This window comes from Streptomyces sp. NPDC002309, assembly GCF_053593375.1.
This window is the reverse complement of record NZ_JBSFCI010000011.1, coordinates 1-23151: the sequence shown is the minus strand read 5'-3', so window position 1 is coordinate 23151 and position 23151 is coordinate 1. Positions and strand designations below refer to the sequence as shown.

Genomic DNA, 23151 nt, shown 5'->3' with positions numbered 1-23151 from the left:
CGTATCGTCCTCCCGTTACTCAGGGTTGTCCGCGAGGGATCTCGCCGCCCGGACGCAGTGGGCGAGGGCCTGGCGCGCGTACTCGGGGGAAGCGCCCGCGAGTCCGCACGCCGGCGTCACCGTGACCGCCTCCGCGAGAAGCCCCGGAGACAGCCCCAGCCTGCGCCAGAGCGTCCTGACACCCATGACGCTACCGGCAGGGTCCGACAACGGGCCGTCCGTGCCCGGCACGACACCGGTGAACAGCCGCGTACCGCCCTCCACGGCCTCGCCGATCGCATCGTCGTCACGCTCGGTGAGCAGGGAGAAGTCGAAGGAGACCGCGGCGGCCCCGGCCCGGCGCAGCAGCGCGAACGGGACGTCGGGGGCGCAGGAATGGATCACGACCGGGCCCCCGGCGTGCGTCCCGACGACCTCGCGCAAGCCGGCCTCGGCGAGCTGCCGGTCCACGGCGCGGTGGGTGCGGTAGCCGCTGGCGCTGCGGACCTGGCCGCGCAGTACGGCGGTGAGGGACGGCTCGTCGAGCTGGAGCACGAGATGGGCGCCGGGGACGCGCCGGCGGACCTCGGCGAGATGCAGGCGCAGTCCCTCGGCGAGGGAGGCGGCGAGGTCGCGGCAGGCGCCGGGGTCGGACAGGACCGCCTCGCCGTTCCTCAGCTCCAGCGTCGCGGCCAGCGTCCAGGGCCCGACGGCCTGCACCTTCAGCGGGCCCTCGTACCCCTGGGTGAACTCCTCCAGGGCGTCCAGGTCCTCGCCGAGCCACGACCACGCCCGTTTGGTGTCCCGGCCCGGCCGGTCCCCGAGCCGCCAGCCACTGGGCTCCACGCGCGCGTAGAGCTCGACGAGCATCCCGGCGGTCCGCCCGATCATGTCGGCGCCGGGCCCCCGGGCGGGCAGCTCGGGCAGGAACGGGAAGTCCTCGAAGGATCCGGTGGCGGTCTTGGCGGCCTCTCGGGCGTCCCCACCGGGCAGGGAGCCGACCCCGGTGGCCGCACCGAAGCGGAACTGGCTGTTTTCACTCACCCGGGCAGCCTACGGAACGAACGCCGCGCCTCTCACCGCCCGGGCCGCACCGTCAGGTCGTTCACCTCGGCGTCCCTCGGCAGGTCCAGTGCCATCAGGACGGTGGTGGCGACGGACTCCGGGTCGATCCACTGCGTGGGGTCGTACTCCTTGCCCTCCTGCTGGTGGACCCTGACCTGCATCGGGCCGGCGGTGCGGCCGGGGTAGACCGAGGTGACGCGGACACCGTGCGCGTGCTCCTCGTGGCGCAGGGAGTCGGCCAGGGCCTTCAGACCGTGCTTGGAGGCGGCGTACGCGGACCAGTCGGCGTGGGCGTTCAGCCCCGCACCCGAGTTCACGAACAGCACATGGCCCTGGGCGGCGCGCAGTTGGGGCAGCAGGAGGCGGGTGAGTTCGGCGGGGGCGACGAGGTTGACGTCGAGCTGGTGATGCCAGGTCTTGGGGGTGAGGTCGCCGACCGGGCCGAGGTCGACCACGCCGGCGCTGTGCAGCAGGGAGTCGACCCGGTCCGGCAGCGTCTGGTGGGAGAGCGCCCAGCTCAGCCGGTCGGGGTCGGAGAGGTCACCGACGAGGGTCCTCGCCCCGGGGAACTCGGCGGCCAGTTCCTTGGCGCGGCCGGCGTCGCGCGCGTGCAGCACGAGGTCGTCCCCGCGCGCGTGCAGCCGGCGGGCCACGGCCGCGCCGATGCCGGAACCCGCCCCGGTGATCACATGTGTAGGCATGCCCGCCATGCTCGCACCCTCGCCGCGTCAGGCGACGCCCCGGCTCTCCTCCAGGTACGCCAGCGCCCCCAGCGGCTCCTCCGCGAAGAACACCAGGTCGCCCAGCGGCCGGGGCAGGAACCCCTCGTCCTCCATACGGCGGAACTGCTCCTTCAGCCCGTCGTAGAAGCCCGCCGTGTTCAGCAGCACCACCGGTTTGTCGGTGTGGCCGTGCTTCTTCAGCTCCAGGATCTCGGTGGCCTCGTCCAGCGTGCCGGTGCCGCCCACCATGACCACCACGGCGTCGGACTTCTCCAGGAGCAGCCGCTTGCGTTCGGCGAGGTCCTCGGCGATCACCATCTCGTCGACGCCGTCGCGCGCCGTGGCCGCCAGGAACCGCACGGAGACGCCCACGAGGCGTCCGCCCGCCTCCTGCACGCCGTCGGCGACGACCTTCATCAGGCCGACGTCCGAGCCGCCCCACACCAGGGTGTGCCCGCCCTTGCCCAGCAGCTTCGCGAACTCGCGCGCGGGACGGGTGTAGCGGTCGTCGAGGTCGGCGGCGGAGAGGAAGACGCAGATGTTCATGGATCCACCGTACGAGGGAGGAACGAGGGAAGAACCAGCGCTGCGCGAGTGCTCTCCGTACATGACTCAGAACAGCACCCGAGGCCACACGATCACCATCGAGCAGGGCACGGAGCGCGTGCGCGTCGTCCGGGACGGGCAGGTGCTGGCGGAGAGCGACCGGCCGCTGCTCCTGCGGGAGACGGGCTGCCCCGTGCGCTACTACTTCCCGCCGCAGGACGTCCGGCTCGATCTGCTGACGCCCTCCGAGACGCACACCCGCTGTCCCTTCAAGGGCACCGCGTCCTACTGGTCGCTCCCCGACGCGCCGGACCTGGTCTGGGGCTACCCGGAGCCGAAGCCGGACGTGGCCGCGCTCAAGGACCACCTCTGCTTCTACGAGGTGGAGACGGTCGGAAGCGAGGCGTAGCCGGCCTGAACCGTCCGGTTCAGGCCACCCCCGCCGGCACGCGTGTGGTCGAGGCGATCGTCGCCGAGCCGACCACGCGCGTGCCGTCGTAGAGCACGATCGCCTGGCCCGGGGCCACGCCGCGGACCGGCTCGGTGAAGCGGACGCGCAGCTCGCCGTCGAGGAGTTCGGCGGTCACCTCGGTCTCGCCGCCGTGGGCGCGCAGCTGCGCGGTGTAGACGCCGGAGCCGCTGGGCGCGGTGCCGCACCAGCGGGGCTTGACGGCGGTCAGGGCGCCTACGTCCAGGGCGGACGCGGGGCCCACCGTCACCGTGTTGGTCACGGGAGAGATGTCGAGGACGTAGCGCGGCTTGCCGTCGGACGCCGGGGTGCCGATCCTGAGGCCCTTGCGCTGGCCGATCGTGAAGCCGTACGCGCCCTCGTGCGTACCGATCTTGCTGCCGGACTCGTCGACGATGTCGCCCTCGGCCCGGCCGAGCCGGTCCGCCAGGAACCCCTGGGTGTCGCCGTCGGCGATGAAGCAGATGTCGTGCGAGTCCGGCTTCTTGGCGACCGCGAGGCCCCGGCGCTCGGCCTCGGCACGGATCTCGTCCTTCGTCGTGAGGGTGTCGCCGAGCGGGAACATCGCGTGCGCGAGCTGCCGCTCGTCCAGCACTCCGAGGACGTACGACTGGTCCTTCGCCATGTCGGAGGCGCGGTGCAGTTCCCGGGAACCGTCCTCGTGCACGATCACCTGGGCGTAGTGGCCCGTGCAGACGGCGTCGAAGCCCAGGGCGAGCGCCTTGTCCAGCAGCGCGGCGAACTTGATCTTCTCGTTGCATCGCAGGCAGGGGTTGGGCGTGCGCCCGGCCTCGTACTCGGCGACGAAGTCCTCGACGACGTCCTCGCGGAAGCGGTCGGCGAGGTCCCAGACGTAGAACGGGATGCCGATGACGTCCGCCGCGCGGCTGGCGTCGCGGGAGTCCTCGATGGTGCAGCAGCCCCGCGCGCCCGTGCGGAAGGACTGCGGGTTCGCGGAGAGCGCGAGGTGGACTCCGGTCACGTCGTGTCCCGCCTCGGCCGCGCGGGCGGCGGCGACGGCTGAGTCCACACCGCCGGACATGGCGGCGAGGACACGGAGGGGGCGGAGGGGCTGCGGGGTGTCAGTCATAACCCTTCCAGGGTACGGGGAGGCGGGAACCGGGGACCGCGAGTATCCGTTCTCGATCACATGGAGCAGAAGAAGGGCGACCCGGGCCCGCGGATCGGACGGCGCGCGCTGATCGTCGGCGGGGCCGCGGCCGTGGTGGGCACGGGCGCCGTGCTGGCACGCGACGAGCTGGCGCGGCTGTGGTGGCAGGTCCCCGGCGTGGAGAAACCCCGGGTCGAGGGGGCCGTCGACTACAGGGGCGCGCGCTGGGTGGCGGCCTCGTCGGCGAACTGGCGGCGGGCGGACCGCCCGGCCGACTACACGATCGACATGGTGGTCGTCCATGTCACCCAGGGCAGTTTCGACAGCGCGGTGAAGGTCTTCCAGGACCCGGGGCACGGCGCGGCCTCCCACTACATCGTCCGTGACGACGGCCACATCGCGCAGATGATCCGCGAGCTGGACGTGGCGTACCACGCGGGCAACCGCGACTACAACGAACGCAGCGTCGGCATCGAGCACGCCGGTTTCGTGGACCGCCCGCAGGACTTCACGGACGCGATGTACGCCGCGTCGGCCCGGCTCACGGCCGGGATATGCCGGCGCTACGGCATACCCGTGGACCGCGAGCACATCATCGGCCACGTCGAGGTGCCGGGGACGGACCACACCGACCCCGGGGAGCACTGGGACTGGGACCGGTACATGCGCCTGGTACGGGAGGCGGGCCGGACCGCGACACCGGCCTGACACGGGTTCAGCGGCCCTGGTCGGGGTTCAGCGGTTCAGGTCGGCGCTCAGCGGGGCGGCGGTTCAGGTCAGCCCCGCCGCCCGGGCGCGCTCCACCGCCGGTCCGATGGCCTTGCCGACCGCCTCGACGTCGGCGGCCGTGGAGGTGTGGCCGAGGGAGAAGCGCAGGGTGCCGCGGGCCAGATCGGGATCGGTGCCGGTGGCGAGCAGGACGTGGCTGGGCTGGGCGACACCGGCGGTGCAGGCGGAGCCGGTCGAGCACTCGATGCCCTGGGCGTCGAGGAGCAGCAGCAGCGAGTCGCCTTCGCAGCCGGGGAAGGTGAAGTGGGCGTTGGCCGGGAGGCGGTGCTCCGGGTCGCCGCCGAGGATCGCGTCCGGCACGGCCGCGCGGACCACGTCGATCAGGCTGTCGCGCAGGGCGCCGACCTCGCGGGCGAACTCCTCGCGGTGCGCGGCGGCATGACGGCCGGCGACGGCGAAGGAGGCGATGGCGGGGACGTCGAGGGTGCCGGAGCGGACGTGCCGTTCCTGGCCGCCGCCGTGCAGCACCGGCACGGGGCTGCACTCACGGCTCAGGAGCAGCGCGCCGATGCCGTACGGGCCGCCGATCTTGTGCCCGGAGACGGTCATCGCGGCGAGGCCCGAGCCGGCGAAGCCGACGGGGAGCTGACCGAAGGCCTGGACGGCGTCGGAGTGCACGGGTACGCCGAACTCGGCCGCGACCTCGGTGAGTTCACGGATCGGCAGCACGGTGCCGATCTCGTTGTTCGCCCACATGACGGTGACGAGGGCGACATCGTCGGGGTTGCGGGCGATGGCCTCGCGCAGCGCCTCGGGGGCGACCCGGCCGTGCGGGTCGACCGGAAGGTACTCGACGGTGGCGCCCTCGTGTTCGCCGAGCCAGTGGACGGCGTCCAGAACGGCGTGGTGCTCGACGGGACTGGACAGGACCCGGGTGCGCGCCGGGTCCGCGGCGCGGCGGGCCCAGTACAGGCCCTTGACCGCCAGGTTGTCGGCCTCGGTGCCGCCCGAGGTGAAGACCACCTCGCTGGGACGGGCGCCGAGGGCTTCCGCGAGGGTCTCGCGGGCTTCCTCGACGGCGCGGCGGGCCTTGCGGCCGGAAGCGTGGAGGGAGGAGGCGTTACCCGTACTGCGCAGGTGGGCGGTCAGTGCCTCTGCCGCCTCCGGGAGCATGGGGGTGGTCGCGGCGTGGTCGAGGTATGCCATGGTGACGCCGATTCTACGGCGCGACCTCCCCTGGGCCACGGGTGAGGTGGGACCGGATCGCGGTCGGCGCCCGCGCGTCGCTCCCGGCCCTCCGGCGCGGGGGGCGACGCGCCCGGCCGGCGCGCCGCGTCACGCGTACGCGGCGTCAGAAGCTCCACGAGACGGAGTTGTTTACCTGCATGAACGCCGCCAGGACCACCAGGTCGGCGATGCCGAGCCCCAGGCCGAGGAAGGCGCGGAAGCGGCGCCCGGTGCCACGCCACAGGGCGACGGTCGCCAGGGCGATGGCGATGGGGCCCAGGAGGAGATTGAGGACGAGCAGGCCCAGGAGGCCGAGGACGAAGGACGCGACGGCCATGCCGTCGGGGTCGCGGACGCCGGTGCGGCGCCCGGCCTGTGCGGTCAGGTGCATGGTGGGCTCCCGGCGGTCAGTGGGTCGGGGTCCGGCGGCGGCCGTGCCGCTCGCGGAGCGTGAAGACGGCGAGCCAGGTGGCGATCACGGCAGCCATGACGAGCGTGACGCCGATCGGCGCGTGGGCCACGGTGCCCAGGACCGCGCCGAGCAGCAGAAGTGCGGCGACCAGGAAGAGCATGGGACGAGTCCCCTCCGCTTCGGTGAACGGTTGTAGGTACATCTGTTCACTGACTGGTGAGCCTAGCGCGCCCGGCGGCTTTCCAATTCCAGAGAACAGTTGTTAACTACATGGCATGAGTCACACCCTCGGTATCCGGCAGGCACAGAAGCAGAAGACCCGGCAGGCGCTCCTGGACGCCGCGTTGGAGCTGCTGGAGGAGCAGAGCCTGAGCAGCCTGGGCCTGCGCGAGGTCACCCGCGCGGTCGGTGTCGCCCCGACCGCCTTCTACCGGCACTTCCGCTCCACCGCCGATCTCGGGGTGGCACTGGTCGAGGAGGCGCTGGGCAGCCTGCACCCGACGATCCGGACCATCGTGGCCACGACCGGCGACAGCGAGGAACGCATCGCGCGCGCGGTGGAGTTGATCCACGGCCATGTGCGGGCGCACCCCGCCCATGCACGGTTCCTCGCCCGCGAGCAGCACGGCGGGGTGCAGCCGGTGCGCGAGGCCATCCGCGGCCAGCTGACGCTGTTCACCGAGGAGGTGAAGGCCGAACTGGCCAAGGACCGCGCGTCCGGCGGCTGGAGCGAGGACGATCTGCTGATGCTCGCGGGGCTCTACGTCGACCAGATGCTGGTCACGGCGGCACTCTTCCTGGAGGCCCTCGACTCCGAGGAGGAGCAGCGGCGGGTCGCCCGGGTGGCGAACAGCAGGCTACGGCTGATCAGCAGGGGCCGCGCCCACTGGCTGGACTGAGGGCCCGGCCGCCGGGCCGCGCGACCGCTCCGGAACTCGGCGCGCACGGACCGCCGCGCACCTGGAACGCGGCGCACGTCAGCGCAGCCGCACCCGGAACACGGCGCACGTCAGCGCAGCCGCACCCGGAACACGGCGCACATCAGCGCAGCCGCACCCGGGCCAGCTGCCGGGACTGCGCCACCAGCCGGTCGGCGCTGTCCCAGACCTCGGCGTCCTCCTCCAGGAACCCGCCCGCCAGATTGCGCGTGGTGACGGCCACCCGCAGCGGGCCCGGCGCCGGCCGGCACCGGATGTGCGCGGTCAGCTCGACCGTGGGTACCCAGCCGGAGATTCCGAGCTCGAAGGCGGTGGGCGGCAGGGCGTCCACGGCGAGCAGCAGCGAGAAGGGATCGGCGTCCCGGCCGTCCTTGAGGCCGAACCACGCCCGCATCTCCCCCTTGCCGGACGGAGCGCCCAGCGCCCAGCCCAGGGTGGACGGGTCGAGCTTGAGCATCAGCCGGTCGGTGATCGCCGAACTGCCGTCGACGGGGGCGGGCCCGTCGTCGGGGCCGAAGCAGTGCTCGATCGGCGGGATCGCGGGCGGCCGCGCGGACGTGCGGACGTCATCGGGCAAGGCGCCGAGGTCGCCGTAGGAGGCGAGGACGCGGATCCGCTCGACCTCGCGGCCCTGGTCGTCGTACTGGAGGAGCGAGGCCTGGCCGGTGGAGAGGGTGCGGCCGGAGCGGACGACCTCGGTACGGACGACCGCGGGGCCCGGCTGGGACGCGGTCAGGTAGTGCGCGGAGATCGTGAACGGGTCCGGGTGCGGCAGGGCGTCGGAGAGCGCCCGGCCCAGGACGGCCAGCAGATAGCCGCCGTTGACGGCGCTGATGATGGTCCAGCCCGCGGAGAGGTCGATGTCGTAGACGCCCTCGGAGCGACGGACGACGGCCGTGTCGCGGTCGAACTCGCTGTTGCCGATGGTCGCCTGGGATGCCTGAGCCATGGCGGTACGCTACAACAACAAACTACTAAGCGGTAGCTTTGGTGCCCGGGTGTCGCGGCGGCGCCTCCTCCTCGCGCACCGTAGAGCGACGGTTCCACGCGCGTGGCGCCCGCCAGTGGTAGCGCATCGCCAGCAGTCGCAGCACGAAGGCGGTGGCAGCGGCGAGCGTGCTGGTCACCGGGTTGAGGGCGTCGTAGCGGATGCACAGGGCGACCATCGTGGCACCGACGATCGCCGGGACGGCGTACAGATCGCGGTCCCAGCGCAGCAGGGACGGCACCTCGTTGGCGAGGACGTCGCGCAGGACGCCGCCGCCGACCGCGGTGGCGAGGCCGAGGGCCACGGAGGCGTGCAGGCCGAGTCCGTACTCGTACGCCTTGGTCGTACCCGCGACGCAGAAGAGGCCGAGCCCGGCCGCGTCGAAGACGTTCACGCCGGACTGGATGCGCTTCACCTGCGGATGGAGGAAGAAGACCAGGAGCGCGGCCAGCAGGGGCGTCAGGAAGTACCCCAGGTCCGTGAAGGCGGCCGGCGGTACGGCGCCGATCATCAGGTCCCTGAAAATTCCGCCGCCCAGCGCGGTGGCCTCGGCGAGGACGGCGATGCCGAAGACGTCGAAGTTCTTGCGGACGGCCAGCAGGGCGCCGGAGATCGCGAAGACGAAGATGCCGACCAGGTCGAGGGTGTGCTGGACGGACGGGGTGAACAGTTGCTGGAGCACCCTGACATTCTTACCTGCCGCGCGGCCCCTGCCTTACAAAACAAGGCAGGGGCCGCGAGGTACTCCACTCAGCGACGACTACGAGGCCTTCTCCACCTCGCCCGTCTTCACGTCGACCTCGGCGGTCACGTCCTGGGACGCCTCGCCGCTTTCCGCGGTCCCGCCCTCAGGCGCGTCGCCCGCAGGCGCGTCTTCCGTCGGCGCTTCGTCCTTCGGCGCTTCGTCCTTCGGCGCCTCGTCCTTCGGCGCCTCGTCCTTCGGCGCCTCGTCCTTCGTGGCCTCGTCCACGGACGTCTCGGCCTTCGGCGCGTCGTCCGTCGGCGTCTCGTCCGTCGGCACCTCGCCCTCAGACGTCTCGCCCTTCGGCGCCTCGTCCTCCGGCACCTCGTCCACGGACGTCTCGGCCTTCGGCGTCTCGCCCTCCGGCGTCTCGTCCTTCGGCTTCGGCTGCTCCGGTACGGTCACGGCACCGGCGACCACGGCCGCCTCGGTGTCCGCGTCGGGCCCGGGCGCGTCCACGATCTCCTCGCGCGCTGCCGAGACCACCTCTCCCGAGGTCCGCGCCAGCGTCCCCGCCGCGATCTCGGCGGCGAAGTGGCAGGCCACCCGGTGCCCGTCCCCGACGTCGGTGAGTTCGGGCCGCTCGGTCGCGCAGCGCGTCTCCTGCGCCCAGGGGCAGCGGGTGCGGAAGCGGCATCCGGTGGGCGGGTTGGCCGGCGAGGGCAGGTCACCGATGAGCAGGATGCGCTCGCGCCGGTCCTCCACCTCCGGGTCGGGAACCGGGACGGCCGACATCAGGGCCTTGGTGTACGGGTGGCGCGGTTCGGCGTACAGCGCGTCGCTCGGCGCCTCCTCCACCAGAGCGCCCAGGTACATCACGCCGATCACGTCCGAGATGTGCCGGACCACGGCGAGGTCGTGGGCGATCACGAGGTAGGTCAGGCCGAGTTCCTCCTGAAGCTCCTCCAGGAGGTTGATCACCTGCGCCTGGATGGAGACGTCCAGCGCGGAGACCGGCTCGTCGCAGATGATCACGTCGGGTTCGAGGACCAGCGCGCGTGCGATTCCGATGCGCTGGCGCTGACCGCCGGAGAACTCGTGCGGGTAGCGCGACAGGGCGTTGGCGGGGAGTCCGACACGGGAGAGGATCTTCTGGATCTTCTCCCGGCGCTCCTCCTGGGTGGCGCCGATGCCGTGGGCGAGCATGCCCTCGGACAGGATCGACTCGATGTTCTGCCGGGGGTTCAGGGAGCCCAGCGGGTCCTGGAACACCATCTGCAGTCGGCGCCGGAAGCGCCGCATCTCCTCGGCCGGCAGCTTCGCCAGGTCGGTGCCGTCGAGGACGACCTCGCCCTCGGTGATGTCCACCAGCCGCAGCACGGCCCGCCCGAGGGTGGTCTTGCCGCAGCCCGACTCACCGACCAGGCCGTACGTCTGGCCCGCCTCGACCTTGAAGGAGACTCCGTCGACGGCGTGGACGTGTCCGACCGTCTTCTCGAAGAAGACGCCCTTCTTGATCGGGAAGTGGACCTTCACACCGTCCAGTTCGAGCAGGCTCATGCGCGGACCTCCTCGGTCTTGGCGTCGTCGAGTACGGGGTGGACGCACCGCACCTGGTGACCGGCCGTGCGGGGTTCGGTGAGCTGCGGCGCGCCGGTGAGGCAGTCTGCCTCGTAGCGGTCGCAGCGCGGGGCGAAGGCACAGCCGTCGGCCCAGGCGATCCGGTCGTTGATGGAGCCCCGCACCGGGGTGAGGGGCTCGCCGCGCGGCGCGTCCAGGCGGGGGATGGAGCCCAGCAGGCCGTGCGCGTAGGGGTGGGTGGGGTGCGCGAACAGCTCACGCCGTCCGGCGGTCTCCACGGCCCTACCCGCGTAGAGGACGTTGACCTGGTCGCAGAGACCGGCCACCACGCCGAGGTCGTGCGTGATCATCAGCAGGGCGGTGCCCTCCTGGTCCACCAACTCCTTGAGGAGTTCGAGGATCTGGGCCTGGATGGTCACGTCGAGGGCCGTGGTCGGCTCGTCGGCGATCAGCAGGGAGGGTGCGCAGGCCACCGCCATGGCGATCAGCGCACGCTGGCGCATACCGCCCGACATCTGGTGCGGGTACTCCTTGAGGCGCCGGGTGGGGTCGGGGATGCCGACCCGGTCCAGCAGGTGCGCGGCCTCCTTGCGCGCGGCCTCGCCCTTGAGGCCGCGGTGCCGCTCCAGGATCTCGGTGACCTGGACGCCGATGGGGACGACCGGGTTCAGCGAGGACAGCGGGTCCTGGAAGATCATGGCGATCCGGCTGCCGCGCAGGTCGCGCAGCTTGTTCGGGGCCATGGTGAGCAGGTCGGTGCCGTCGAAGTCTGCCCGTCCGCCGACCTTGACGCCCTTGCGCGGCAGCAGCCCCATCAACGCCAGCGAGGTGACGGACTTGCCGCAGCCGGACTCGCCGACCAGGCCCACGACCTGGCCCTGGTCGACGGTGAACGAGACACCGTCGACCGCGCGGGACTCCTTGCGGCCTGGCCCGCCGCCGAAGGTGACGGTGAGTTCGTCGACTGTGAGAAGTGGCATGGTGGTTCAGCCTCGCAGCTTCGGGTCGAGGGCTTCCCGCATGGCCTCGCCGAGCAGGGTGAAGCCCAGGGCGGTGATGACGATGCCGACCGCCGGGTAGACCGCCATCATCGGCGCGTTGTCGAAGAAGCGCTGCGCCTGGGAGAGCATCACACCCCACTCGGGTACGGCCGGGTCGGGGTTGCCCAGGCCCAGGTAGGACAGGGCCGCCGCCTCGATGATCGCGGTCGCCAGCGAGAGCGTCGCCTGGACGATCACCGGGCTGAGCGAGTTGGGGATGATCTGGGTGGCGACGATCCGCCGGCGGCGGACGCCCAGCGAGCGTGCGGCCAGCACGTAGTCGGTACCGCCCTGGACCAGCATGGAACCACGCAGCAGCCGGGCGAAGATCGGTACCTGGACGACACCCACGGCGATCATCACGGTGGTCAGGGACTGGCCCATGACCGCGGCGACGGACACCGCGAGCAGCAGCGAGGGCAGCGCCAGCATCATGTCGATGCAGCGCATGATGAACGAGTCGATCTGCCGGCCGGTGGAGCCGCCCAGGGTGGCCGCGGCGCCGGAGAAGCCGCCGATCAGGAAGCCGACGGAGAGGCCGATGAGCGTCGAGACGACACCCACGAGCAGCGTCTGGCGCGCGCCGATCAGCATGCGCGAGAACATGTCCCGGCCCAAGTGGTCCACGCCGAACCAGTTCTCGGCGCGCGGCCCGACGAACTGGCCGGAGTTCACCAGTACTTCGCTGCGCCATGTCTGCGCTGTGGGGGTGTGCGGGGCGATCCACGGGCCGACAATGGCGAGGACCACGAACACGGCGATCACGGCGGCGCCGATGATCGCCATCTTGCTGGCCTTCAGCCGCTTGAAGGCCTCACGCCACAGGCTCGCGCCGGACGTCGACTCGTTGTGCGCGGTGAGCTCAGCGAGGCGCTGAATCTTGTCGATCTTGGTGGTGCTCACGTCAGTGCACCCGCACTCTCGGGTCGATGAGGCTGTATGCCACGTCCACCAGCAGGTTGATCAGGACGTAGGTGACTGCGATGAACATGATGAAGCCGACCAGCACGGGGTAGTCACGCCCGTCGATCGCGGTCCGGATGAAGGAGCCGATGCCGTTGAAGGAGAAGACGGACTCGGTGAGCACGGCGCCCGACAGCAGCGAACCGGTCAGCAGGCCGACCGCGGTGACCACCGGGAGCATGGCGTTGCGCAGCACGTGCCGGCCGCGGATCACGCCGCGCCGCAGGCCCTTGGACTCGGCGGTGCGGATGTAGTCCTCGCTGAGCACCTCCAGCACGCTGGCGCGGGTCATGCGCACGATCACGGCGAGCGGGATCGAGGCCAGGGTGATGGCCGGCAGCACCAGGTGGTGCAGCGCGTCCAGCGAGGCGTCGATCTCACCGGTGAGGATGCCGTCCAGAACGGCGAACCCGGTCACCGTGGTGGCGTCCAGGCCTGTCTCCATCCGGCCGTAGCTGGGGAACAGGCCCAGGTCGACGGCGAACGTGCCCTTGAGCAGCAGCGCGAGGAAGAAGACCGGGACACAGATCCCGATGAGCGATCCGGAGACCGCCGACACGTCCAGCCATCCACCGCGCGAGCGGGCGGCCAGGTAGCCGAGCGGGACACCGACGACCACGGCGATGAACATGGCGGTGAGCGACAGTTCGATGGTCGCCGGGAAGCGCAGGACGAACTCGTCCCACACCGGCTGTCCGGTCTGCACGGAGGTGCCGAGGTCGAGTTCGGCGATGCGCTTCAGGAAGCGCCAGTACTGAACGTACAAAGGCTGGTCGAGTCCCAGCGCGCGGTTGATCCGCGCCACTTCGGCCGCGGTGGCCCGTTCGCCCAGCATCGCTGAGGCGGGTCCGCCGGGAAGTCGGTTGAGCCAGAGGAACAGCAGAACCGACAGGCCGAGCAGGGTGGGAATGAGCTGGAGCAGTCTTCGTACGACGAGACGCAGCACCCCGCATGCCCCTTTCTTCCGTGGATACCTTCATGAACAGGTCCGTCCGGCCACCGAGTCAGCGGCCGGACGGACCCTGTGCTTACTTTCTCCGGACTACTTCCGGACTACTTGAAGGAGACCTCGGAGAAGACCTCCTGCGTCAGCGGGGAGACCGCCGGCGGGTTGACGTCCTTGCCGAAGGCGATCGCCGGCGGCGAGGAGGAGATGGGCAGACCCGGCAGGTAGTCCATGATCATCTCGTTGGCCTTCTTGTAGGCCTCGGTGCGCTGTGCGGCGTCACCCATCTTCGAGCCGGCGTTCACGGCGTCGAAGAGTGCCTTGTTCTTGAAGCCCCACTGCTTGTCGTACCCGGCGAACCAGGTGCCGATGAAGTTGTAGCCGTCGTTGAAGTCACCGGTCCAGCCCAGCATGTGCAGGGCGCAGCTGCCGGCCTCGGTGGCGTCCAGGTAGTCCGGGGCCCACTTCAGCGGCTTCGGGGTGACCTTGATGCCGGCCGCCTCCAGGTCGGCCTTCATCAGCTCGAACAGGTCCTGCGGAGCAGGCATGTACGGGCGGGCGACCTCGGTCGGGTAGCAGAACTCGATCTTCAGGTTCTTCGCGCCGGCCTTGGCGAGCAACTGCTTTGCCTTCGCCGGGTCGTGCGCGTAGGTGGTGACCTTGTCGGAGTGGCCCTCGATGGTGTCCGGCATGAACTGCGTGGCCACCTTGCCGCCCTCGGGCAGCTGGGTCTTGACCAGGTTCTCCCGGTCGATCGCGTGGGCGATCGCCTGGCGGACTTCCTTCTTCTTCAGCGCCGGGTTCTTCTCCTGGGTCATGCCGAGGTAGAAGAGGTTGAAGACGCCGCGGGTCGGGACCTGGAAGCCCGCGTCCTGGAGGGTCTTCACGTCGGCGGGCGCCACGAGGTCATAGCCGTTGATGTCGCCGGCCTGCAGGGCCTGGCGACGGCCGTCCTCGGTGTCGATGGTGCGGATGACCAGGTTCTTCACCTTGGCCTTCTCGCCCCAGTAGCCGTCGAAGCGCTCAAGGGTGACTTCCTTGTTGCCCTTGTTCCACTTCGAGATCTTGTACGGGCCGGTACCGGCGACCGTGCCGGCCTCCTGGCTGTACTTGGGGTACGTGATCGCGTCGCCCTTGGCGCTGGCGTCCTGCTGGGCGTACGCCTTGAGGGCCTTCGGCGAGTGGATCGCCAGGGCGTTCAGCGAGAAGCCGCCCGGCAGGTTCGCGGAAGGCTTCTTGACCTCGATGACGGCGGTGTTCTCGTCCTTCGCGGTGCAGGACTTGTAGTTCGCCTCCGGCGTCTCCTTGTCCTCGTTCTTCGCGAAGCCGCCCATGATGGTCTGCCAGTAGTAGGAGACCGCGCTGGACTGGTAGGTGCCCGTCCAGTTGAACCAGTGGTCGTAGTTGGCGCACACGGCGGCGGCGTTGAACGCCTCGCCGTCGTGGAACTTCACGCCCTTGCGGAGGTTGAAGGTCCACACGGTGCCCGCGGGGTTGCTCTCCCACGTCTCGGCGAGACCGCCGACGAGCTTGGAGCCGCCGGACTCGTGCTCCAGCAGAGCCTCGAAGGCCTGGCGGGTGACCCGGAAGGTCTCGCCGTCGCTGGCGAGCGCCGGGTCCAGTGAGCTCGGGTCGCCGGGGGCACCGAACACGAAGGTGTCCTTGGCACCGCCTTCGTCCTTCTGGTCACGCTCGCTGGCGCAGCCGGTGGCGATCAGACCGACCGCCAACGCGGCCGTGATCGCCCTGGCGGCGCGGGATCTGATTATGCGCATAAGGAGGCCACTCCAGGTTCCTCAAGGGGGAATGCACGCTTGACCGCCTGCACACTACAGACGCGACCGGCAGCCTAGAACAGTCCGCATAGCGGTGATACATACCTGAGATCTGAACGCCCCTCAAAACGGAAGCTTCCGGCACATCGCGGATGCCTGCACCCAAGTTGCCCGATACGGACGTTAGTTCGGCTGCGCCGCAGGTCGGACGCCTGCCTCATGCACTCACCGGCTCACGCGAGGCACTCGACATCGCTCGGCGTCGAAAGCTTTGCAGAATTCGCCGAAGCCAAACAGGCAAACGGGGAATCAGAAGCGCTGCGAAGCCGTCAGCTTCAGGGCGACACCGCGGAACGGGATCAGCGCGGACTCCGGCCGGAGCGCCCGGAGCGTGTCCGGCCGCGCCCGCGCCTCATCGGCCGCGCGGCACGGCGGTCTCGACAACCTTCGGGCGGAAAACGCTCAGCGGGAGGGGGGATATCCGTAGCCGCGGGGGGCCGTCTGCGCCGGCGCCCCGTGGGCCTCACGGTCGTAGAAGGGACGGGAGTTGGCGCGCAGCCACATCGCGACCGGGTCGAACTCGTCGGACATCGCGACCGTCGACACCGGCAGGCCGTCAGGGACGGCGCCGATGGACTGCTGCATCATCGCGCGTACCGAGTCCACGGCGGGCGGGGAGGTGTCGTACACGTCGAGACCGATGGCGAGGTACGGCGCCCCGAGCGTGGGCTGGACCCAGGCACGGCGCAACGAGCGGACCACCGGGGTGCGGTGGGCGTTTTGCGACAGCAGAGCATAGAACTGCGGGATCTGGATGCCGGGTTCGGACATCCGCAGGGGCCCGGCCGGCTGGCGGTCGAGGCCGGTGGCGATCCGGCGCAGGTCGAGCCACGGGATGCCGACGCCGCCGCCGGGGGCGTGCGGGTTCAGCCAGAGGCCGTAGTGGTCGGGATAGAGGGTGCGGGCCACGTCCAGGCCGTCGACCACCTCGTAACTGCGGTTCCAGCCGCTCGCCGAGAGCTCCTGGGCCGAGGTGACGCAGGGGGCGTAGCCGTTGCCGTCGACCTCCATGCTCCCGTACTGGGCGTCGGGGCTGCCGGCCTGGCCGTGCCACAGCAGCATCCAGATCTGGCCCGAGCCGGTGGTCGCGAGGGCGCGCAGGAGCGCCTCGTAGGCGTCGTAGCGCCCCGGCGTCACCTGGCGCAGCATGTGCTCGACCTGGCCGGCCGCGGCGGTGCCCGTGCCGCTAGCGCTCACTGTTTACGCCCCTTCGTGCAACGCCCTGTTCGAGCCGTGACCCTAGCTTAAGGGCGCCCACCGACTCAGGACCCGGTGTCTTCCCGCGAGTGCGGACAGGCGTGTGCCGGACACGCGGTTCCCCGCGCTGCTCCACGGGCGCCGGTCCTCGGGGTGTGTCACAAGACCCGCTGGTAGAACGGGCGCACCCGCTCCCGCAGCCACGAGACCACCGGGTCCTGGACGACGTCCATCAGGACCAGGTTGACCGGCCACCGGACCGGGACACGGCCGAGGGCGCGGCCGAGGGCGTCCAGCGGGGCGGCGCGCAGATCGCCCTCCCACTGGGAGAGTTCGACGCCGACGAACAGCACCGGCTGCCCCGTCTCGACGGCCGCCAGGCAGCGGCGGGCCGTGGTGACGATGCCGACGGCCTCGAACTCCGCGGACGCCGCCGTGAGGAAGTCGACCGGCTCGTCCTGCCAGTCCGGCTCGAAGAGGCGGACCCTGCCGCCGCTCGCCGCACCGTCCAGCGGATTGCGGCCGGCCCGGCCGAGTTCGGCGACCGCCGCGGGCGGCAGGGGGAGGCCGACCACGCCACCGGGGTTCACCACGATGCCCGCCTGCGGGGGCAGGCCGCGGGCGAACTCGACGGCGGGGGCGACGGTGAACGACATAGGGGAGCCGACGACCTGGCGGAACTGCTCCTCGGAGCTGAAGACCGGGACGTACGCCTGGCCGTCGATCTCCATGCCGGGCAGGTCGAGGGGGCCGCTGTCGGGTCCGCCGCCGCTCGGCAGCGGCACCCAGACGAAGCTACGGGCGAGCACCTCGACGATGCGGGCGCCGGCCGAGGGCACGCCGAGGGACGCCGAGAGCACCTCCTCCAGCTCGTTGCCGGGCCATCCGCCGTGCGGATGGGGGTGCGTCTGTGCCGGAAAGTCCCCCGGGAAGTCCATCTGCCTACCGCCTGCTCCGTACCAGTGCTACCGGCTGAAAAGGCTAACCCGCCCGCCCCGCCGCCCGTGGCGTCAGCCCGTGAAACCGATTCTGCGCAGGGTGTTCGCCGCGGACCGGTCCAGGAGGATCGCGGCGCCGCAACCACGGGGCAGGTCACCGCGCTCGGAACGGCGCACCAGGCGGGCGGCGGCGCGGCGGTGGCGCAGGAACGCGTACCGCGAGACACCCCGGCCGCGCTCGCGCTGGCCCGCCAGCGCCTGCTCGGCGGTGACGTCGAGCAGCAGCATGTGGAGGGTGCCGCCCCGACGGCGGGCCTCACGGGCCAGCCAGGCGCGCACCCATGCCTGCGTCCCGCAGTCGTGGACGACGACGCCCCTGCCGGAGCGCAGGGCGCGGCGCAGCCCCGCGTAGTGGGCGAGCCGGACGAGCGGGCGGTACACCGCGTACGGCAGCCAGTGCGGCGTCCCGGCGTCCCAGCGGTCGCGGGTGTCCTGGGAGTCGATGCGCGCGGCGCGGACCGCGCGCCGCATGAGGGTCGACTTGCCGCTGCCGGGCAGGCCGGTGATCACGACTAGGTCACGGGGGGCGAAGAGCAGGGCGTGCGGGCTGCGGCCCGCACGGTCGCGCAGGTCACGGACCACGGGGAACGGCAGGGCGCCGCACGCCTCCCGGGCCGGGGCGGTCGGCTGCTTGGGCAGTGCGAGGCCCGCGGTGGTCGCGTAGGCCGTTGTCCTGTTCACCGTGATCGTCCTCCCCTGGGGCGGTTCACGAGTCACCGTCCCCGTCGAGTGTAAAGAGAAGGTGATCGGGGGCGTCACGTGTTTCCGTCCGGTTCCGGCTACAAGCCTGCTACAACACACTGTGCCCGGTCGTGGACGCTGTGCGTCCCCTGGGGAAAGGTCCCCCTGCCGCACGCGGGCGATGCGTGCAATGATGTGGCCGCCAACTGCATACCGGCCGCTTGAATCCGCGCGGGAGAGTTCCCTGGCACATCGTGCCCGGGGCGCCGAAGGAGCAAGTCCCTCCCTTGAATCTCTCAGGCCCCGTTACCGCGCGGGCGAGGCACATCTGAAAAGCGGGCCGCTGCCGCAGTGGCTCCACCCAAGGTGCAAACCATGATCCCTCCTTCCACGGGACGGTCATGGCGAACCTCTCAGGTTCCGATGACAGATGGGGAGGAACGACCTCGCCGTCATGCCTTGGGAGACCGACCGATGAGCAGCACCGCACCCCGTCGCACCGCGCTCGATGCCCTGCATCGCTCGCTGGGCGCGACCATGACCGACTTCGCCGGCTGGGACATGCCCCTGCGCTACGGCTCCGAGCGCGACGAGCACCTCGCCGTGCGCACGAAGGCCGGACTCTTCGACCTCTCGCACATGGGTGAGATCACGGTCACCGGCCCGCAGGCCGCCCTGCTCCTGAACCACGCGCTCGTCGGCAACATCGCCTCCGTCGGCGTCGGCCGCGCCCGCTACACCATGATCTGCCAGGCCGACGGCGGCATCCTGGACGACCTGATCGTCTACCGGCTCGCCGACACCGAGTACATGGTCGTGGCCAACGCGAGCAACGCGCAGACCGTGCTGGACGCCCTCACCGCGCGCGCGGAGGGCTTCGACGCCGTCGTCCGCGACGACCGGGACGCCTACGCCCTTCTCGCCGTCCAGGGCCCCGAGTCGCCCGGCATCCTGGCGCGGCTGACCGACGCCGACCTCGACGGGCTGAAGTACTACGCCGGCCTGCCCGGCACCGTCGCGGGCGTCCCGGCGCTGATCGCGCGCACCGGGTACACCGGTGAGGACGGCTTCGAGCTGTTCGTGAAGCCGGAGCACGCCGTCGCGCTGTGGGAGGCGCTGACCGAGGCCGGCGCGGGCGTCGGACTGGTCCCGTGCGGGCTGTCCTGCCGGGACACACTGCGCCTGGAAGCCGGCATGCCCCTCTACGGGAACGAGCTGACCACCTCGCTCACCCCCTTCGACGCCGGGCTCGGCCGGGTGGTGAAGTTCGAGAAGGAGGGCGACTTCGTCGGGCGCGAGGCGCTCACCGAGGCCGCCGCGCGCTCCGAGGCCAAGCCGCCGCGCGTCCTCGTCGGGCTGATCGCCGAGGGCCGCCGGGTGCCGCGCGCCGGGTACGCCGTCGTCGCCGGCGGCGAGGTGATCGGCGAGGTCACCTCCGGCGCCCCCTCCCCCACGCTCGGCAAGCCCATCGCCATGGCCTACGTCGACGCCGCGCACGCGGCTCCGGGCACGCCGGGAGTCGGCGTGGACATCCGGGGCACCCACGAGCCGTACGAGGTCGTGGCGCTGCCGTTCTACAAGCGCCACAAGTAGACACTGGACCCGGGTCCATGTGACCCGGGGCACATTTCGCCTGCTCACGCACAGTTCGAGCGGGCGCCCCCCCTTTCCACAGCACTCCCCCGCGTACAGGAGAATCCAGGCCCATGAGCAACCCCCAGCAGCTGCGGTACAGCAAGGAGCACGAGTGGCTGTCGGTCGCCGAGGACGGCGTCTCGACGGTCGGCATCACCGAGTTCGCGGCGAACGCGCTCGGCGACGTCGTCTACGCCCAGCTCCCCGAGGTGGGCTCCCAGGTGACCGCGGGCGAGACCTGCGGCGAGCTGGAGTCGACCAAGTCGGTCAGCGACCTGTACTCCCCGGTCAGCGGTGAGATCACCGAGATCAACGAGGACGTGGTGAACGACCCGTCGCTGGTGAACTCCGCGCCCTTCGAGGGCGGCTGGCTGTTCAAGGTGCGGATCGCGGAGGAGCCCGCCGACCTGCTCTCCGCCGACGAGTACGCCCCCCACACCGCCGGCTGAGGAGTCGTAGCCACATGTCCGTCCTGAACACCCCGCTGCACGAGTACGACCCGGACGTCGCCGCCGCCGTCGACGCCGAGCTGCACCGCCAGCAGTCCACCCTCGAGATGATCGCCTCGGAGAACTTCGCTCCGGTCGCGGTCATGGAGGCGCAGGGCTCCGTCCTGACCAACAAGTACGCCGAGGGTTACCCCGGCCGGCGCTACTACGGCGGCTGCGAGCACGTCGACGTGATCGAGCAGATCGCGATCGACCGCGTCAAGGAGCTGTACGGCGCCGAGCACGCCAACGTGCAGCCGCACTCGGGCGCCCAGGCCAACGCCGCCGCGATGTTCGCGCTGCTCAAGCCCGGCGACACGATCATGGGTCTGAACCTGGCGCACGGCGGGCACCTGACCCACGGCATGAAGATCAACTTCTCGGGCAAGCTCTACGACGTGGTCGCGTACCACGTCGGCGAGGACGGCCTGGTCGACATGGACGAGGTCGAGCGCCTCGCCAAGGAGAACCGCCCGAAGCTGATCGTTGCCGGCTGGTCGGCGTACCCCCGGCAGCTGGACTTCGCCGCCTTCCGGCGGATCGCCGACGAGGTCGGCGCGTACCTCATGGTCGACATGGCCCACTTCGCGGGTCTCGTCGCGGCCGGGCTGCACCCGAACCCGGTGCCGCACGCCCATGTCGTGACCACCACCACCCACAAGACGCTGGGCGGCCCGCGCGGCGGTGTGATCCTCTCCACGGCCGAACTGGCCAAGAAGATCAACTCGGCCGTCTTCCCCGGTCAGCAGGGTGGCCCGCTGGAGCATGTGATCGCCGCGAAGGCCGTCGCCTTCAAGGTCGCCGCCTCCGAGGACTTCAAGGAGCGCCAGCGGCGTACGCTGGACGGCGCACGCATCCTCGCCGAGCGGCTGGTGCGGGACGACGCCAAGGCGGTCGGCGTGGACGTGCTGACCGGCGGCACGGACGTGCACCTGGTCCTGGTCGACCTGCGCGACTCCGAGCTGGACGGCCAGCAGGCCGAGGACCGGCTCCACGAGGTCGGCATCACGGTCAACCGCAACGCCGTCCCGAACGACCCTCGCCCCCCGATGGTGACGTCCGGACTGCGGATCGGTACGCCCGCGCTGGCCACCCGCGGCTTCACGGCCGACGACTTCGCCGAGGTCGCGGACGTGATCGCCGAGGCGCTGAAGCCGTCGTACGACGCCGAGGCGCTCAAGGCACGGGTCAAGGCCCTGGCCGACAAGCACCCGCTGTACCCCGGCCTCAACCCGGCCTGACGCAACAGATGCACCCCGTGGGCTCCACACCGGCGTGGAGCCCACCGCACCACCCCCTGCCCCAAGGAGTCACCGTGGCCATCTCGGTCTTCGACCTGTTCTCGATCGGCATCGGCCCGTCCAGCTCCCACACGGTCGGCCCCATGCGCGCGGCGCGCATGTTCGCCGGCCGACTGCGCGGCGAGGAACTGCTGGACTCGGTGGCCTCGCTGCGCGTCGAGCTGTACGGCTCCCTGGGCGCGACCGGCCACGGGCACGGCACGCCCAAGGCGGTGCTGCTCGGTCTGGAGGGCGCCTCACCGCGCTCGGTGGACGTCGAGACGGCCGACGAGCGGGTGGAGGCGATCAAGAACGCCGGCCGGCTGCAGCTCCTCGGCGAGCGCGAGATCGCCTTCGACTTCGACAGGGACCTCAAACTCCACCGCCGCAAGGCCCTCCCCTACCACGCCAACGGCATGACGCTGTGGGCGTACGACGCCTCCGGGGCGGAGCTGCTGTCCAGGACGTACTACTCGGTGGGCGGCGGGTTCGTCGTCGACGAGGAAGCGGTCGGCGCGGACCGCATCAAGCTGGACGACACGGTCCTCAAGTACCCCTTCCGCACGGGCGACGAGCTGCTGCGCCTGACGAAGGAGACGGGCCTGTCGATCTCGGCCCTGATGCTGGAGAACGAGCGCGCCTGGCGCACCGAGGAGGAGATCCGCTCCGGACTGCTCGACATCTGGAAGGTCATGCAGGCGTGCGTGGGGCGCGGCATGAGCCGGGAGGGCATCCTGCCCGGCGGGCTGAAGGTGCGCCGCCGCGCCGCCAACACCGCGCGCAAGCTGCGCTCCGAGGGCGACCCGAAGGCCCTCGCCATGGAGTGGATCACGCTGTACGCGATGGCGGTGAACGAGGAGAACGCGGCCGGCGGACGGGTCGTCACCGCCCCCACCAACGGCGCGGCCGGCATCATCCCGGCGGTCCTGCACTACTACGTGAACTTCGTGCCCGGCGCCGACGAGGAGGGCGTCGTCCGCTTCCTGCTCGCGGCGGGCGCGATCGGCATGCTGTTCAAGGAGAACGCCTCGATCTCCGGCGCCGAGGTCGGCTGCCAGGGCGAGGTCGGCTCCGCCTGCTCGATGGCCGCGGGCGCCCTCGCCGAGGTGCTCGGCGGCAGCCCCGAACAGGTGGAGAACGCCGCCGAGATCGGCATGGAGCACAACCTGGGCCTCACCTGCGATCCCGTGGGCGGCCTGGTCCAGATCCCGTGCATCGAGCGCAACGGCATGGCCGCGGTGAAGGCGGTCACGGCGGCCAAGATGGCGATGCGCGGCGACGGCAGCCACAAGGTGTCCCTCGACAAGGTCATCAAGACCATGAAGGACACGGGCGCCGACATGAGCGTCAAGTACAAGGAGACGGCCCGCGGCGGCCTCGCGGTGAACATCATCGAGTGCTAGGGAAATGGGCCCTGCGCAGCGCGTTCGTAACTTTCAGCGCTGTCAGGGCCTTCCCCCTCACGCGGCGGAAGTCCCTGGAAACGCCTGGGAACAGGCGTGAAGGTCCCTGAAGAGTCCCTGGGATGTCCCGGCGCGCAGGCCCTCGTTCAGGGCCGGGCACGGGCCGACCGACCCGACGCTCCTGACGTCGTCTCCTCCTCCAGGGTGTCCTGGAGGGAAGCCCTGGCCGCCCCCCC

Annotated in this window: 24 protein-coding genes and 2 riboswitches; of the genes, 7 read left to right on the top strand and 17 right to left on the bottom strand. The window is 71.0% G+C overall.

All coding sequences use genetic code 11. The annotated features are described in order from the left end of the window. Positions 1 to 15: 15 nt before the first annotated feature. From ACWCPM_RS11875 to ACWCPM_RS11865, 3 genes are read right to left on the bottom strand one after another with little or no spacing between them, the layout of a single operon-like run. Positions 16 to 1023: a methionine synthase gene (locus tag ACWCPM_RS11875; protein WP_450976000.1), complete on the bottom strand. Its 1008-nt coding sequence runs from the start codon at positions 1021 to 1023 to the stop codon at positions 16 to 18. Between the two features lie 32 nt (positions 1024 to 1055). Next, positions 1056 to 1754 carry an SDR family oxidoreductase gene (locus ACWCPM_RS11870; RefSeq protein WP_450975999.1) on the bottom strand — a complete coding sequence of 233 codons (699 nt, stop codon included), beginning with the start codon at positions 1752 to 1754 and terminating at the stop codon, positions 1056 to 1058. A gap of 18 nt (positions 1755 to 1772) precedes the next feature. Beyond that, positions 1773 to 2312, bottom strand: a complete 540-nt coding sequence (locus tag ACWCPM_RS11865; protein WP_450975998.1) for an LOG family protein — start codon at positions 2310 to 2312, stop codon at positions 1773 to 1775. A gap of 61 nt (positions 2313 to 2373) precedes the next feature. Between ACWCPM_RS11865 and ACWCPM_RS11860 the strand changes: the two genes are divergently transcribed. Next, positions 2374 to 2721 carry a DUF427 domain-containing protein gene (locus ACWCPM_RS11860; protein WP_450975997.1) on the top strand — a complete coding sequence of 116 codons (348 nt, stop codon included), beginning with the start codon at positions 2374 to 2376 and terminating at the stop codon, positions 2719 to 2721. Between the two features lie 19 nt (positions 2722 to 2740). On the opposite strand, the gene mnmA is transcribed toward ACWCPM_RS11860, so the two are convergent. Then, positions 2741 to 3871 carry a tRNA 2-thiouridine(34) synthase MnmA gene (mnmA, locus tag ACWCPM_RS11855; protein ID WP_450975996.1) on the bottom strand — a complete coding sequence of 377 codons (1131 nt, stop codon included), beginning with the start codon at positions 3869 to 3871 and terminating at the stop codon, positions 2741 to 2743. A gap of 60 nt (positions 3872 to 3931) precedes the next feature. Between mnmA and ACWCPM_RS11850 the strand changes: the two genes are divergently transcribed. Further along, the gene (locus ACWCPM_RS11850) at positions 3932 to 4600 is read left to right on the top strand and encodes an N-acetylmuramoyl-L-alanine amidase (protein WP_450975995.1); all 669 of its coding nucleotides are present in this window, start codon (positions 3932 to 3934) and stop codon (positions 4598 to 4600) included. A gap of 63 nt (positions 4601 to 4663) precedes the next feature. Here the strand turns inward: ACWCPM_RS11850 and ACWCPM_RS11845 are convergent, their stop codons facing one another. The 3 genes from ACWCPM_RS11845 to ACWCPM_RS11835 form a co-directional block, all read right to left on the bottom strand. Beyond that, entirely contained in the window at positions 4664 to 5827 is a 1164-nt protein-coding gene (locus ACWCPM_RS11845; RefSeq protein WP_450975994.1) for a cysteine desulfurase family protein, read from the bottom strand. A 145-nt stretch (positions 5828 to 5972) separates the two neighbouring features. Continuing rightward, positions 5973 to 6239 (bottom strand): DUF4190 domain-containing protein, encoded by a 267-nt coding sequence (locus ACWCPM_RS11840; RefSeq protein ID WP_450975993.1) that lies wholly within the window; start codon positions 6237 to 6239, stop codon positions 5973 to 5975. Between the two features lie 16 nt (positions 6240 to 6255). After that, entirely contained in the window at positions 6256 to 6420 is a 165-nt protein-coding gene (locus tag ACWCPM_RS11835) for a hypothetical protein (RefSeq protein ID WP_450975992.1), read from the bottom strand. Between the two features lie 115 nt (positions 6421 to 6535). Here ACWCPM_RS11835 and ACWCPM_RS11830 point away from each other — a divergent pair, with 115 nt between their 5' ends. Beyond that, complete coding sequence (locus tag ACWCPM_RS11830) at positions 6536 to 7159, top strand: TetR family transcriptional regulator (protein ID WP_450975991.1); 624 nt, start codon at positions 6536 to 6538, stop codon at positions 7157 to 7159. Positions 7160 to 7301: 142 nt separating this feature from the next. On the opposite strand, the gene ACWCPM_RS11825 is transcribed toward ACWCPM_RS11830, so the two are convergent. From ACWCPM_RS11825 to ACWCPM_RS11780, 10 genes are all read right to left on the bottom strand, one after another. Then, complete coding sequence (locus tag ACWCPM_RS11825; protein ID WP_450975990.1) at positions 7302 to 8147, bottom strand: thioesterase family protein; 846 nt, start codon at positions 8145 to 8147, stop codon at positions 7302 to 7304. A gap of 25 nt (positions 8148 to 8172) precedes the next feature. Beyond that, the gene (locus ACWCPM_RS11820) at positions 8173 to 8868 is read right to left on the bottom strand and encodes a trimeric intracellular cation channel family protein (protein WP_450975989.1); all 696 of its coding nucleotides are present in this window, start codon (positions 8866 to 8868) and stop codon (positions 8173 to 8175) included. A 78-nt stretch (positions 8869 to 8946) separates the two neighbouring features. Then, on the bottom strand, positions 8947 to 10428 hold the full coding sequence (locus tag ACWCPM_RS11815; protein WP_450975988.1) for an oligopeptide/dipeptide ABC transporter ATP-binding protein: 1482 nt from the start codon (positions 10426 to 10428) through the stop codon (positions 8947 to 8949). Next, on the bottom strand, positions 10425 to 11429 hold the full coding sequence (locus ACWCPM_RS11810) for an ABC transporter ATP-binding protein (RefSeq protein ID WP_450975987.1): 1005 nt from the start codon (positions 11427 to 11429) through the stop codon (positions 10425 to 10427). The genes ACWCPM_RS11815 and ACWCPM_RS11810 overlap by 4 nt, the downstream gene beginning before the upstream one ends. A gap of 6 nt (positions 11430 to 11435) precedes the next feature. Further along, positions 11436 to 12392 (bottom strand): ABC transporter permease, encoded by a 957-nt coding sequence (locus tag ACWCPM_RS11805; RefSeq protein WP_450975986.1) that lies wholly within the window; start codon positions 12390 to 12392, stop codon positions 11436 to 11438. 1 nt (position 12393) lies between these two features. Beyond that, positions 12394 to 13398 (bottom strand): ABC transporter permease, encoded by a 1005-nt coding sequence (locus ACWCPM_RS11800; protein ID WP_450975985.1) that lies wholly within the window; start codon positions 13396 to 13398, stop codon positions 12394 to 12396. 107 nt (positions 13399 to 13505) lie between these two features. Beyond that, positions 13506 to 15173, bottom strand: coding sequence for an ABC transporter substrate-binding protein (locus ACWCPM_RS11795; protein ID WP_450975984.1), 1668 nt, complete (start codon positions 15171 to 15173; stop codon positions 13506 to 13508). Between the two features lie 462 nt (positions 15174 to 15635). Next, positions 15636 to 16430, bottom strand: coding sequence for an enhanced serine sensitivity protein SseB C-terminal domain-containing protein (locus tag ACWCPM_RS11790; RefSeq protein WP_450975983.1), 795 nt, complete (start codon positions 16428 to 16430; stop codon positions 15636 to 15638). A 158-nt stretch (positions 16431 to 16588) separates the two neighbouring features. After that, positions 16589 to 17368, bottom strand: a complete 780-nt coding sequence (locus tag ACWCPM_RS11785; protein ID WP_450975982.1) for an enhanced serine sensitivity protein SseB — start codon at positions 17366 to 17368, stop codon at positions 16589 to 16591. Between the two features lie 72 nt (positions 17369 to 17440). Continuing rightward, entirely contained in the window at positions 17441 to 18109 is a 669-nt protein-coding gene (locus ACWCPM_RS11780) for an AAA family ATPase (protein WP_450975981.1), read from the bottom strand. A 222-nt stretch (positions 18110 to 18331) separates the two neighbouring features. Then, positions 18332 to 18431, top strand: a riboswitch (glycine riboswitch). Next, positions 18432 to 18549, top strand: a riboswitch (glycine riboswitch). It abuts the riboswitch before it with no gap. A gap of 34 nt (positions 18550 to 18583) precedes the next feature. On the opposite strand from ACWCPM_RS11780, the gene gcvT reads away from it, so the two are divergent. The 4 genes from gcvT to ACWCPM_RS11760 all read left to right on the top strand — a co-directional run bounded on the left by gcvT (position 18584) and on the right by ACWCPM_RS11760 (position 22915). Beyond that, the gene (gcvT, locus tag ACWCPM_RS11775; RefSeq protein WP_450975980.1) at positions 18584 to 19702 is read left to right on the top strand and encodes a glycine cleavage system aminomethyltransferase GcvT; all 1119 of its coding nucleotides are present in this window, start codon (positions 18584 to 18586) and stop codon (positions 19700 to 19702) included. A 113-nt stretch (positions 19703 to 19815) separates the two neighbouring features. After that, entirely contained in the window at positions 19816 to 20193 is a 378-nt protein-coding gene (gcvH, locus tag ACWCPM_RS11770; RefSeq protein WP_450975979.1) for a glycine cleavage system protein GcvH, read from the top strand. A gap of 14 nt (positions 20194 to 20207) precedes the next feature. Beyond that, positions 20208 to 21473 carry a serine hydroxymethyltransferase gene (gene glyA, locus ACWCPM_RS11765; protein ID WP_450975978.1) on the top strand — a complete coding sequence of 422 codons (1266 nt, stop codon included), beginning with the start codon at positions 20208 to 20210 and terminating at the stop codon, positions 21471 to 21473. A 74-nt stretch (positions 21474 to 21547) separates the two neighbouring features. Then, a complete protein-coding gene (locus ACWCPM_RS11760) occupies positions 21548 to 22915 on the top strand; it encodes an L-serine ammonia-lyase (protein ID WP_450975977.1) in 1368 nt (455 codons plus the stop codon). Positions 22916 to 23151: the final 236 nt, after the last annotated feature.

Excerpts from the sequence above, each read along its gene's own strand:
- ACWCPM_RS11870 (WP_450975999.1), bottom strand. The coding sequence starts at position 1,754 with ATGGCGGGCATGCCTACACATGTGATCACCGGGGCGGGTTCCGGCATC.
- ACWCPM_RS11865 (WP_450975998.1), bottom strand. The coding sequence starts at position 2,312 with ATGAACATCTGCGTCTTCCTCTCCGCCGCCGACCTCGACGACCGCTAC.
- ACWCPM_RS11860 (WP_450975997.1), top strand. The coding sequence starts at position 2,374 with ATGACTCAGAACAGCACCCGAGGCCACACGATCACCATCGAGCAGGGC.
- mnmA (WP_450975996.1), bottom strand. The coding sequence starts at position 3,871 with ATGACTGACACCCCGCAGCCCCTCCGCCCCCTCCGTGTCCTCGCCGCC.
- ACWCPM_RS11850 (WP_450975995.1), top strand. The coding sequence starts at position 3,932 with ATGGAGCAGAAGAAGGGCGACCCGGGCCCGCGGATCGGACGGCGCGCG.
- ACWCPM_RS11845 (WP_450975994.1), bottom strand. The coding sequence starts at position 5,827 with ATGGCATACCTCGACCACGCCGCGACCACCCCCATGCTCCCGGAGGCG.
- ACWCPM_RS11840 (WP_450975993.1), bottom strand. The coding sequence starts at position 6,239 with ATGCACCTGACCGCACAGGCCGGGCGCCGCACCGGCGTCCGCGACCCC.
- ACWCPM_RS11835 (WP_450975992.1), bottom strand. The coding sequence starts at position 6,420 with ATGCTCTTCCTGGTCGCCGCACTTCTGCTGCTCGGCGCGGTCCTGGGC.
- ACWCPM_RS11830 (WP_450975991.1), top strand. The coding sequence starts at position 6,536 with ATGAGTCACACCCTCGGTATCCGGCAGGCACAGAAGCAGAAGACCCGG.
- ACWCPM_RS11825 (WP_450975990.1), bottom strand. The coding sequence starts at position 8,147 with ATGGCTCAGGCATCCCAGGCGACCATCGGCAACAGCGAGTTCGACCGC.
- ACWCPM_RS11815 (WP_450975988.1), bottom strand. The coding sequence starts at position 10,428 with ATGAGCCTGCTCGAACTGGACGGTGTGAAGGTCCACTTCCCGATCAAG.
- ACWCPM_RS11810 (WP_450975987.1), bottom strand. The coding sequence starts at position 11,429 with ATGCCACTTCTCACAGTCGACGAACTCACCGTCACCTTCGGCGGCGGG.
- ACWCPM_RS11795 (WP_450975984.1), bottom strand. The coding sequence starts at position 15,173 with ATGCGCATAATCAGATCCCGCGCCGCCAGGGCGATCACGGCCGCGTTG.
- ACWCPM_RS11785 (WP_450975982.1), bottom strand. The coding sequence starts at position 17,368 with ATGGACTTCCCGGGGGACTTTCCGGCACAGACGCACCCCCATCCGCAC.
- gcvT (WP_450975980.1), top strand. The coding sequence starts at position 18,584 with ATGAGCAGCACCGCACCCCGTCGCACCGCGCTCGATGCCCTGCATCGC.
- gcvH (WP_450975979.1), top strand. The coding sequence starts at position 19,816 with ATGAGCAACCCCCAGCAGCTGCGGTACAGCAAGGAGCACGAGTGGCTG.
- glyA (WP_450975978.1), top strand. The coding sequence starts at position 20,208 with ATGTCCGTCCTGAACACCCCGCTGCACGAGTACGACCCGGACGTCGCC.